Here is a 12,019-nt window from a genome sequence, read left to right as displayed (position 1 = left end):
TTTTTGTATCATAATATTGGTTTAAATCTATATAATTCGGTCTAATGGATTTCTGTTATTAGCGTTATTTGATTTATAAAAAGTCAAACTCATTCCCGTTTCGCTTGCGAATTGTCTACTCAGGTAATTCACATTATTATAATTGAGCAACCGACTGATTTCCGTAAAGTTATATTCTTGATTTTGAATGAGTTCCTTTACTTTCTCAATCTTTAATTTTATGAAATATTTCTCAATTGTGATTCCTTCAGTTGTTGAAAACAGTTTGCTTATTTTAGAATATTCGGTGTGCATTAAATCTTCAAGATAAATAGAAAGATTTTGGTTTAATTCAAGCGGCAAATCATTCAAGAGTTTGATGAGTTCTATTTTAATCTGTTCCACGAGTTGTTTTTCCGGACTCTCAATGAGGGAAAATCCATTTTTTTCTAAGACTGAATGGAGGTTTGTTTCGTCCTCAGGATTTTCCATAGAAAGCTGTATTTCACCCAGTTCGACATGCAAAACTTCTATGCCGCAGTTCTGTAACTCCTCACGCAACACCTTGATGCACCGGTCACAAACCATATTTTTTATGTAGAAATTTTTTATCATCGTTTATTGTATTTGAAAGTATTGGATCAATAATGTTTTATCTGACTTAGAAAGTTGGGCCTCGGGATGAAGCCAGAGATAAGAGGTTAAGGGCATTTTATCCTGCTCAATCTGTTTTACTATTTCTGTATATTTAGAACGAAGTCGCCGTTCACCGTAGTCCTTAAATTCATCAAAATTAAGTTTCGTTCTACCCTCCGAAATATGCTTTTCTAAAAGCAAAGCAGTTGGCTGAATGTTTCCATACCACGGATAATTGGTATGGTTGCTATGACAATCGTAACAGGATTTTTGCAGGATTAGGTTGACATTATCAGGAACATTAAATTTAATTACGAAACTTTTACCTGCAGGAATTGGCAATTCATTTCTTTGCACAGGAATAACCTGCACGGCCAAAAACAGAATGACTACTGAAATGAATATGATTGCTAATTTTTTCACATTTTAGTTTTATATCTTCTACATATCGTGACCCGCCATTGGATCTGCACCTTTTTTGAAAATGTATTCGCTATTGAGCAGGTAAGTTCCCGAAATCACGATTTCATCATCTTCTTTTACGCCCGACAAAATTTCAATACGGTCGTCCGTTTCTAAACCTGTTTTTACCATTCTATTGACAAAGGTGTTTTTTGCAGTTTTTACCCAAACCGTCGCCATTTTTCCATCTCGAATCACAGCGTCTGTTGGCAAAGTGAGCGTTTTGCGAGACTCATTTTCTACCAAAACATAAACCGGCATTCCGGGTTTTAGCAAATTATCCTTATTGGGAATGGAAACCCGCACCAGATTGATTCTGCTGGCGGAATTTATTTCTGGATTGGTAAAATCGATTTTTCCTTCAATTTTCAAATTATCCATATCGGGGATGGAAACAATCACTTTTGTATCCCGATGGATCAGTGCCATTTGGGAAGAGTAAACCTGAGCTTCTGCCCAAAGTGTAGAAAGATCGGCAAGCGTCAAAATGGTTCCACCTTCTGACAGATATGCACCTTCTGATATATTTAAATCTGTGATGAATCCTGACCCAGTACTATATATTGTTGTAGTGAGCGGTGCTTTTCGCGTTCTTTCTAATTGACGGATCTGTCCTTGCGACATTCCCCAAAGCGAAAGTTTATTGTGGGAACTTTGGAGCAACTGATCGAAATCGATGGAGGTGTTTCCTTTAAAAAGATGTTGCCGCTCTAATGCCAAAAGATATTCCTGTTTGGCATTATTCAGTTCTTCACTATAAATTTCTATTAAAGGAGAACCTTGAGGCACGTATTCACCGATGTTTTTATAATATAATTTTTCCACTCTGCCCATGACGCGGGAACTGACAGAATGCATTTTATACTGATTGAAATTGAGTGTTCCAGTGAGCGTCAGCTTGTCGGACAATTCATCATTTCCGAGACTGACTGTTTTGATATTGCCCAGTTTGATCTGCTCATCATTCAGGACAAGTGCGTTCGGGTCATCATTTTTTTTCTTCTCTACAGGCACCAGATCCATATGACAAATGGGACATTTACCAGGTTTGTCTGCCACGATCTGTGGATGCATTGAGCAGGTGTAGTATATATCGTGGTTCGCGTGTGGATCTTCTTCTTTTTTACAGGAAAAAAGAAAAACCAACAGTACCATTAGTAGAATATTGAATTTCATTTTTTGTTTATTTACTTGTTTACTTTAATCAGACTTTCGCTATCCATGAGATATTGAGCATTTTCTGCTACTTCGTCTTCGGGTTTCAACCCACTTACAATTTCAATTTTATCTTTTACGATAGCGCCGGTTCCGACTTTGTGAGCAGTAAAACCGCCAGGTGCTTTCTTAAAGACAATTTTATCAATACCCAAAGAAACTACGGCTGTTTTTGGTAGCCAATCGGCTGATTTAGAGTGGCTTGAAATTTCGGCATTTACCTGAGTACCAATCGGTATTTTCGCTACGCTGTTGTCGAAATAAACTCTTGCTGTAACTGTTTTGCTATCTGGACGGAAGAAAGGTTCAATAAAATCAATGGTACCTTTAAACCGACTTGAAGGATCGTTTTGCGGAATAACTGTAACCGACTGTCCTTTGCTCACCAAAGCAATATCTTCTGCAAAAATATTGAGGAGTGCCCAACTTCGACTGGGATTGTACACCGTAAATATATTTTCTCCTTTTTGCAGATACATGCCTTCTTTAAGTGGCAATTCTGCAGTTACTGAATTGGCCTGCATTACTTCATTCGGTTGTGACTGGTTTTCCATACCTCCGGCAGATTGAATATATCCGCTGTAATTACTAAAGACAGGAACGCTCAGATCTGGTTTCCCTTTCCTGCTGATACTTTGAATCTGCGACGCCGGCATTCCCAAAAGAAGCAATTTTTGTCGGGATGCATTGATCATCATAGCGTTTGAACGGTCATTTTTCAACACGAATAAATGATTTTGCTGTGCCGTGAGTAACTCTGGACTGTAAATGTCCAAAATCCGTTGACCTTTGGAAACTTTTTGGAATTTGTACCGAACATACAATTTCTCGATCCTTCCGGCAATTCGGGAAGAGATCGTTCCGATCTGGCGCGTGTCGTAATCTACGATGCCCAATGCCTCAACGGTGGTTGGGACATTTTCCTTTGCGAGACGAGTAACGGGCAACTGAGAAACCACATAGTTATTGGTGGGTTGTAAAAGATCGTCCAGTTTGATACCATCTTCTTTTTGTGCAGGCGCATCTTTCAGCACCAGATCCATTCCGCATTTCGGGCATTTTCCAGGTTTATCTGAAATTATTTCCGGATGCATTGGACACGTATAAGTATGCATTTCTGCTGCTTGCGAATTGGTGTCTTCCCAGAATTTTAGTTTTTCACACGCTGATAAAGTGAACAGCATGAGCGTGAATAGTATTAGTTTTTTCATCTTCTTTCAAGTAATCGATCTAATTCAGTTTGGGCTTGGAGCGCTTTTGTCAGAATATCAAAATATTCTAACTGCGTCATATTGAGTTTTTCCCACGCATCATAAAGTGTAAAAAGGTCTTCCGTATTTTGCTCGTAACCCAACTGCATTAATTTGTAATTATTTTTTAAGGCCGGTATAATGGTATTTTCATACAATTGAATCTGTTTTTTATTTAGTTCCAATTCATTTCGCATTCCATATGCTCGACCGCTGTATTCATTCACCATGACGGCTTTTTGGGCAAGTAATGCTTCTTCTTTGATCTGTAAACTTTCGATATTGGCGTCGGTCATTTTTCTAGCCCACGGGACCAGCGGAATTTTTGCCATCACCATAAGGGTATACTGCATCGGCTGACCTCCAAATGCAAACATGTTTTCGAATTTTACACCGAATTCTGGTCGCAAATTTTGTTTTTCCAGATCCTGTTTCAATTTTGCGATGTTAATTTCTTTGTCAATACCACGCAAATCGCTTCTGTTTTGATAAAAAAGTTCTGGATCAAAAAGTTCCAATCCATATTCATTTAAATTAAAATCAGGCTCTACTTCCAGTTCTTCCATTGCATTTCTTCCCATCAAAGCATTCAAGCGAATTCGTTTCACCTTGATGTCATTTTCATACATGAGTTGCATATTATCTGCGGAACCGAGTGCTGCTTTGGCTTTGTAGTAGGCGGAAATTTTACCGAGGCCGTTTTTATACCGAATTTCTGCATTCCGTATCATGAAGTCCAGCATGTTTTTATTATCCTTAACCACTTTAATTTTCTTGTCCAAGACGATCCAGTCGTAGTAGAGTTTTTTTGCATCCTGAAAGTTTTCATTCAAAGTGGCTGTCAATTTTTCTCTTTCGACAGATGACAACGCCAGCATTAGATTTTCATTGGCATCCATTTTCTTTTTATTCGGGATCATCTGTTCCACAGAAACCGCAAAAGAACCCATACCCAGCATTTCGCCTTTTCTGCTCCAACGCTGTGGATTATAGGGAGTCATCAAAAGACCTGCACCAACCGTCGGTGGCATCCAACTTCTGGCACCTTTCGCGGCTGCATCCATTGATCTCACTTCTGCATCATACATTTTCACCACTGGATTGTTGGCGGCAATACTGTCTAAAATTTCAGACAAGGGCATTTGCTGTGCTCCCATTTTGCCAGAAAAAATTGCAATTATTAGTAGGAGTGTTATTTTCTTCATTTTAATTATCATTAAAGTTTTAATGGGAAGCATCAAGCACATCTATTTTCCCAAGTTTATTCAGTTCCCATTCTTTCTGCATCAAAAAGATAATAGGCGTTACCAAAAGAATATGAATCGCTGAAGTGAAAACACCTCCTACCATTGGCAAAACAATGGGCTTCATCATATCACTACCTACGCCATGACTCCAAAGAATAGGAACCAGACCAAAAAGTGTGACACAAACAGTCATTATTTTGGGTCTCAATCTTTTCGCAGCACCGAAAATAACGTATTCACGCAGTTCTTCGTTGGTTATGGTTTCCCGAGAGTTTCCATTCTTAGCCACCAATTGCACCATGGCATCGTTAAGATAAATGACCATTACAATTCCGGTTTCTACGGCGAGCCCGAAAAGTGCGATAAATCCTACGGCAACTGCTACTGAAAGGTTTACGCCCCAAATCGAAATCATGAAGACGCCGCCAATTAGGGCAAACGGAATACTGATGAGATTAAAAAAGGCTTCGCGATAAGAGTTAAAGGCAAAATACATGGAGAGGAAAATGACCACTAAAACGAGTGGCATGATCATTTTGAGCGTTTGCTCACCACGGATGAGATTCTCGTATTGACCGCTCCACTCAACATAATATCCCTTTGGCATTTTCGCCATTTTGGTATCTATCCTTTTCTTGGCTTCTTCTACTGTACTTCCCAAATCCCGGTCTCGCACATTGAATAAAACTGCGCCACGCAACATGGCGTTTTCTGAATTTATCATGGGAGGGCCTTCGGAGAGTTGTATATCTGCTACATTATTTAAAGGGATCGAACCAAATTTCATGGTTTGTAAAGGCAATCTGCGGAGCGATTCTATATTATTCCGAAAATCTTGCCCATAGCGTGCATTCACCGAAAAACGCTGCCGACCTTCGATGGTCGTGGTCAGTTTCATACCACCCAAAGCACTTTCTACCACGGCGTTTACATCATCCACACTTAAACCATATCTACTGATTTCATCTCTTTTAACTTCAATATCGATGTATTTACCACCAGTGATTGGTTCTACAAACATGTCTTGAATACCATCGATACCAACAAGTTCATTTTTAATTTGTTGAGATAAGGCGTAAATACTATCTAAATTTTCACCGTATACTTTAACACCAACGTCAGTTCTGATTCCAGTGGAAAGCATATTGATCCGGTTGACAATAGGCATTGTCCAGCCATTAGTGACACCTGGAATCTGAAGTTTAGCATTCAATTCATTGATCAAACTTTCTTTGGTTGTTCCGTCTCTCCATTCATCTTGAGGTTTTAATAAAATAATGGTTTCAATCATGGAAATGGGCGAATTGTCGGTCGCAGTATTCGCTCTACCGGCTTTACCTAAAACATGATCTACCTCTGGAACACTTTTAATAATTTTATCCTGAACCTGCAGCAGTCTTTTGGCTTCTGAATTCGAAATATCGGGCAGTGTTACGGGCATAAAAAGAATCGATCCTTCATCCAAAGGCGGCATAAACTCCCGACCGAGATTCAGCACCATCGGAATACTAATTAAAAGAGCGAGAAGATTGATGCCCAGCGTTGTTTTTCGCCACTTCATACACCATCTGATCAAAGGTTCGTAAAACCTTTCCAAGCCTCTGTTAATAGGGTTCGTACTGTCATCTTTAAACTTTCCTTTCATAAAAAAGGATATGAGCACTGGTGCCAAAGTAAGAACCAAAAACGCATCAACTATCAGTATGAAAGTTTTAGTATAAGCCAAAGGATGAAACAGTTTTCCTTCTTGCCCAGTCAACATAAATACGGGGAGAAATGAAACCACAATGATCACTGTAGAAAAAAATACGCCTCTTGAGACCTGCTTGCATGATTTCTCAATAATACTCATCCGAATATCTTCGGGTATTTTTTTATAACTATCCGGCTTTTTACTTTTCTTCCGGAATATATTTTTAAACCAATTGGTCTTCATTATTAGGAGTTTTTGTTTTGATTATGATTCTGCCAATCCGACAGATTTTTGTACGCATTTTCAGACATTATAATTCCGTTATCTACGATAACCCCAATTGCTAAGGCAATTCCTGTAAGCGACATGATGTTGGAGGAAAGTCCAAAAGCATTGAGCAAAATAAAGGCAATCGCAATAGTGATCGGGATTTGAATAATAATACTCAAAGCACTGCGCCAGTGAAAAAGAAAAACAATGACAATAATAGCCACCACAATCATTTCTTCAACGAGTTTGGTTTTAATATTATCTATTGCTGCTTCTATAAGAGTACTTCTATCATAAGATGTTTTTAGAGTAACCCCTTCCGGAAGTCCTTTTTCTACCTCTTTCATTTTCTCTTTTACATCATTGATCACTTTATCGGCGTTTTCACCGTAGCGCGCAACGATAATTCCGCCCACTACTTCACCTTTGCCGTCAACATCAAAAATACCCGTCCGCAGATCGCCACCCATTTGCACTGATGCAACATCTTTCACACGAACTGGAATGCCCTGATTATTGCCGACGCCAATGTTTTCGATATCTTCAATATTATTGATGTAACCAAGACCGCGAATGATGTAAGCCATATCTGCCATCTCGAATTTTCGGCCGCCGACGTCATTATTATTGGTCTTCACCGCCTTCATTACGTCTAATAAGGAAATATTGTAGTATTGCAATTTTACCGGATCGATCACCAGTTGGTATTGTTTTTCGAACCCACCAAAAGAGGCGACTTCTGAAACGCCAGGTACTGTTTGTAGGGCAAATTTGATATACCAATCCTGTAAGGCACGCTGATCGCCCAGATCCATGTCTGGTGCATCTAAATGATACCAGTACACATGACCTACGCCTGTACCATCGGGCCCGAGCGTTGGAGTAACATCTTGTGGAAGTAATCGCTGTGCATAATTGAGCCGTTCCATGACCCGTGTTCTTGCCCAATAAATATCGACATCATCGTCGAAAATAACATACACGAAACTCATCCCAAACATGGAGGACGCTCGAATATTTTTAATTTTCGGAATCCCCTGCAGATTACTGACCAAGGGAAAAGTTACCTGATCCTCGATGATCTGTGGACTTCTTCCCATCCACTCCGTGAAGACGATTACCTGATTTTCACTCAAATCAGGAATCGCATCAATCGGATTATTTCGGACGGCAAAGATCCCCCAGATAAACAGACCTGCTGCAATCAGCAGTACAAAGTATCGGTTTTTAAGAGATAATCTTATTAAATTTTGAATCATGATATTTTATCAGTTTACTTAATTTCCTCCTGCACTTCCCCACAGGTAAGCATTCCTTTACCGTAATAAGGATTTTTAACGTCTTTAGAAGAACTTAACCAGAAAGCACCTTTGCTGTCATTATACATTGGGCAGAAGACTTTATAAACCGGCTTTGAAGCGCCGAAATCTTTAACCAAATCATAAAAATCTGCACTTAACAAATCCAGATGTTCTCTTTGATGTTCGATATTTCCAGCATTTTCCGCGATGTGTTCTGCATGTTCTTTAATCTCAGCGACGATATCTGCGTATTCTTTGTTTTGCTCCGTCGAAAAACTGGTTTGGTCAATTTTCGCTAGCGACTGTACCATATCTTTTCCGGAAGAAGCTGCCTCCCCAGCATTATCATCTGCGAGCGCTGAAGTTAGTTGCATATAGTTTGAAGTGAGATCATCCAGATTGGCGGAGGATTTTTTGGCTTCAACAACGGTCATGTTTTCATTCATGGACATACCCTCCATCGTTTCGCCATCTTTCATGCCGTTCATATCGTGCTGCATGGTGGTATTAGCGGTTTGTTCTTTGTTTTCTTTACAGGCACTTACTGTTAATGCGCCAAGGGTCAAAAGACCTATTACTGCTATTTTCATTGTTTTGATTTTTAAGTTATTAATTATTGAAATAAGTTTCATAGTTGGATTGGTTTTCGAAATACAATACATTATCATTTTCGTCTGCCTTTGCAATAATCGCAGTTGCTTTATCGACAGGTTTCTTAGATACTGGATCCAAAGCAATACGTGCGCTTTCCTGAGTCGGGATCTTCTCCTGACAATCTGCGCAACAGCCGTAATAAACTTTGCCGTCATATTTTACTTCCAGTTGTTTTTTACCCATGTAGGCATTATTCACCATGCATACTTCATCGTTTGGAAGAAGGTCGCCAACTTTGGGCTGATTGTTAACAACAGCAGCATTTACCACAGCATTGTTTTTTCCGGTTTCAGGACTGTTACAAGAATAGAGAAACAAGGCCAATACGGCCATTATTCCAAATGTCAAATTTTTCATGAAATTTAGATTTAAGATTAAGATTGAATTAGAAGATGCGTGACGCATAGACTGGCTCTACGAGTTAATCGTATACTATTATGAATATGACCATAGTAGCATTTCGGTGGATCAAAAAGTTGAGCACAAGAAGTATAACGAGTTAATAAAGGACAAACGCACTTTAGAACATCGCATAACTCGGGCTGTAAGAACGGTATTTAACCTATTTTTGGCGGTTGCCAAATGGTGTGAAATCCATTAGAATAAAACGGATTAAGATAATAGAATTGCGATCTTTTGGAAGTAAAATCAAACTTGTTTTGAGAATTTATCAGTTTACTACCATCAACAAATACTGGAAATTGAAAGGAATTGCAGGTATTCCCACTACAACTACCAGAACAATCGCCTGTTGAACATTGATGGGATTTAGGATGGCAACATTCATCTTCACAGTCTCCGCTGGAACATTCCGGCTGTATCTCGACGAATGACTGTCTGAACTCTAATGCAACCAACGATTTTTCTACTTTATCAGCCTTATTATTTATGACGCACCCGAATACAAAATTAGGTACTAGAAATAAAACCAGTATAAAACAGGAAAATAATATTTTAGAATTAATATGCATTTATTAGTAATCCGTTACAAATATAGTTATTTTAATGTATTGAAAGACCATAATCTACGATTGTTTTATGATAGGAATCAGTTTTTAAAAAAGGATTCTATAAAAATTTAAAGTTTCAAAAATAGGGAGACAGGTAAATCTACTTGATCCGCAACTTCTTATGTATAAAAAATCATAATTAAATAACTAACTGCCAATAAAAAAGTGATCTTTTTGATGCTAGTTTATTTTTAATCCTATTAAAATGATCGAAAAATTAGGACTACTTTTTTTTTGGTATAGAACCGCAACCTATAATTTACAAGGTAATGATTTAAAAGTTCAATTAATCCACTAGTATTAATAAAGAGAAATCAACGACCTCATTTTTGCGATATAATATTTCAACCATCAATACAGAAAATCCGTTTAAAGGCAATTAAAAAAAGAATATTTTTATTCAATTAATTCTATTATTCAAATTTATGGGAAACATTACGGTTTCGTATATTAGTCTCTCTTTTTTTCAATGGCTTTTATAATGATTGCCTAATCCGGTCATATTCAAGTGTTTAAAATTGACAATCAAAAACTTATAGACAAATAGGGACTAATGATCATAAATTGATTATTAAGGTGTGATAAATTTATTACGGATTCCGCTCTCCAATATAACATATTCGAGGAACTGAAACAGATTTCTTTATCAGTAAATCTACAATTCTACATAAAACTTAATTTACAACGATTAATTATATATCTTTATCTTTAAAAATCAGAGCATTATGATTTGGTCTGCAAAATTAATAAAGCATAGAGAGGAAGACCGAATTGGTGTAGAATTCGAGAAGGATAAAGAGATGATCCAACGGATAAAACTAATTAGTGGAGCGCGATGGAGTCAGCAGAAAAAACTATGGCATATTCCGGACACGCGAGAAAATAGAGAACGGTTCAAAATCATACAGAAACAAGACACCACACTTTCCGAAGATGGACAACAACATCTTAATCAATTCATTCGCTGGCTCTCTTCTAAAAGATATAGCCAAAATACAATCAAAACTTATTCGGAGGCATTAAGATCATTTCTGGTTTATAATCAGGCGAATGATATTTGTGAACTCACCAATGCAGATGTACTTGACTTTAATAATGATTATATTTTGAAAAAGAAATTATCAGCATCTTACCAAAACCAAGTCACTAGTGCTATAAAATTATACTTTAGAACAATTCGCAAAACTAAAATAGAAGTAGATAAAATTGAACGTCCCAAAAAGCCTAAAACATTACCAAATGTTTTGAGCAAAGAAGAAGTAAAGAATATCCTAGAAGCACATGCGAATATGAAACACAAAATGATGCTGTCATTGATCTACAGTTGTGGTTTGCGATGTAGTGAATTACTTCAACTACGACCGATTGACATTGATTCGAAAAGGAATATTGTTTTGATCAGACAAGGGAAAGGAAAAAAAGACCGAATTACGCCTTTGTCATTAAAGATTTTAGACTCGTTGCGGGTATATTACCAGATTTACAAGCCCAAAACGTATTTATTCGAAGGCCAAGAACCGGGTACTATTTATTCTGCGAAAAGTCTTCAAAGTGTACTAAAACAAGCTTTAGAGAAATGCAACATTAAAAAACCAGTTACATTACATTGGCTGCGACACAGTTATGCAACTCATTTATTAGAAAGCGGAACAGATTTACGTTACATTCAAGAATTACTTGGACATAACAGCAGCAGAACAACGGAAATTTACACCCATGTAAGCACCAAAAGTTTACAACACATAAAAAGTCCGTTTGATGATTTGTAACGAAAAAAAATATAACTTAGTGATCAGAAATAAGTCTCACCAATATCAGACAAATCCCTACGAAATCCGTTGTATTTGTCTGACGAAGTAAGACATATAAACAAGTTATGTGCAATTTGAGATTCGGCTTCTTATAAAAGCAGTCTTTAATGAAACGTAAAAAGGTGGGTTTTGAAATAAGAAAATAGATGTATTTTCTTCAAGCCTTACAAATGAGATTTGCGGAAAACTTTATTTTCAAAGCGAAGCCGCTTTAAGGCTTGGTGAAGTTATGAGAAAAAAATGACAAAGTCAAGTTTTTTATTATAACTATTTCAAAACCCATGTTTTAGAGTGATTTATTTAGACTGGATTTAAAAAAACGGCACCTATCATTACGGTCTGATAGGAGCAATATTTTTAAATCATTTATTAAGATCCTCATGCCTCAAACTGTGCTTGCTTTTATTATCTTAGCAAAGAATAAAACAACACATAACAAGCGATAAGCACAATTGCCTGCCGCAGGCGCAACACAGGCAACTGCGCCTATC

The 12,019-nt window shown here is 37.6% G+C and carries 10 protein-coding genes; 1 reads left to right on the top strand and 9 read right to left on the bottom strand.

Annotation, left to right across the window (positions count from 1 at the left end):
- Positions 1 to 27: 27 nt before the first annotated feature.
- Genes PUH65_RS09250 through PUH65_RS09210 form a run of 9 tightly spaced genes read right to left on the bottom strand, consistent with a single transcriptional unit; the run spans position 28 to position 9,064 of the window.
- Entirely contained in the window at positions 28 to 594 is a 567-nt protein-coding gene (locus PUH65_RS09250; protein WP_305519726.1) for an AraC family transcriptional regulator, read from the bottom strand.
- A gap of 3 nt (positions 595 to 597) precedes the next feature.
- Positions 598 to 1,038, bottom strand: a complete 441-nt coding sequence (locus PUH65_RS09245) for a heme-binding domain-containing protein (protein WP_305519725.1) — start codon at positions 1,036 to 1,038, stop codon at positions 598 to 600.
- Positions 1,039 to 1,056: 18 nt separating this feature from the next.
- Positions 1,057 to 2,253: an efflux RND transporter periplasmic adaptor subunit gene (locus PUH65_RS09240; RefSeq protein WP_305519724.1), complete on the bottom strand. Its 1,197-nt coding sequence runs from the start codon at positions 2,251 to 2,253 to the stop codon at positions 1,057 to 1,059.
- An 11-nt stretch (positions 2,254 to 2,264) separates the two neighbouring features.
- Positions 2,265 to 3,503 (bottom strand): efflux RND transporter periplasmic adaptor subunit, encoded by a 1,239-nt coding sequence (locus tag PUH65_RS09235; protein ID WP_305519723.1) that lies wholly within the window; start codon positions 3,501 to 3,503, stop codon positions 2,265 to 2,267.
- The gene (locus PUH65_RS09230; RefSeq protein WP_305519722.1) at positions 3,500 to 4,747 is read right to left on the bottom strand and encodes a TolC family protein; all 1,248 of its coding nucleotides are present in this window, start codon (positions 4,745 to 4,747) and stop codon (positions 3,500 to 3,502) included. The genes PUH65_RS09235 and PUH65_RS09230 overlap by 4 nt, the downstream gene beginning before the upstream one ends.
- 19 nt (positions 4,748 to 4,766) lie before the next feature.
- Positions 4,767 to 6,725: an efflux RND transporter permease subunit gene (locus tag PUH65_RS09225; RefSeq protein WP_305519721.1), complete on the bottom strand. Its 1,959-nt coding sequence runs from the start codon at positions 6,723 to 6,725 to the stop codon at positions 4,767 to 4,769.
- A 2-nt stretch (positions 6,726 to 6,727) separates the two neighbouring features.
- Positions 6,728 to 8,011 carry an efflux RND transporter permease subunit gene (locus PUH65_RS09220; protein WP_143852155.1) on the bottom strand — a complete coding sequence of 428 codons (1,284 nt, stop codon included), beginning with the start codon at positions 8,009 to 8,011 and terminating at the stop codon, positions 6,728 to 6,730.
- Between the two features lie 14 nt (positions 8,012 to 8,025).
- Positions 8,026 to 8,643: a DUF3347 domain-containing protein gene (locus tag PUH65_RS09215; protein ID WP_305519720.1), complete on the bottom strand. Its 618-nt coding sequence runs from the start codon at positions 8,641 to 8,643 to the stop codon at positions 8,026 to 8,028.
- A gap of 19 nt (positions 8,644 to 8,662) precedes the next feature.
- A complete protein-coding gene (locus PUH65_RS09210; protein WP_305519719.1) occupies positions 8,663 to 9,064 on the bottom strand; it encodes a hypothetical protein in 402 nt (133 codons plus the stop codon).
- Positions 9,065 to 10,442: 1,378 nt separating this feature from the next.
- On the opposite strand from PUH65_RS09210, the gene xerA reads away from it, so the two are divergent.
- Positions 10,443 to 11,486: a site-specific tyrosine recombinase/integron integrase gene (gene xerA, locus PUH65_RS09205; RefSeq protein ID WP_305519718.1), complete on the top strand. Its 1,044-nt coding sequence runs from the start codon at positions 10,443 to 10,445 to the stop codon at positions 11,484 to 11,486.
- Positions 11,487 to 12,019 lie beyond the last annotated feature (533 nt).

The sequence above is a fragment of the Kaistella sp. SH40-3 genome (assembly GCF_030686865.1).
Classification (GTDB): Bacteria; Bacteroidota; Bacteroidia; order Flavobacteriales; family Weeksellaceae; genus Kaistella.
The sequence above is the reverse complement of the archived record's forward strand: the minus strand, read 5'-3'. Positions and strand labels throughout refer to the sequence as shown.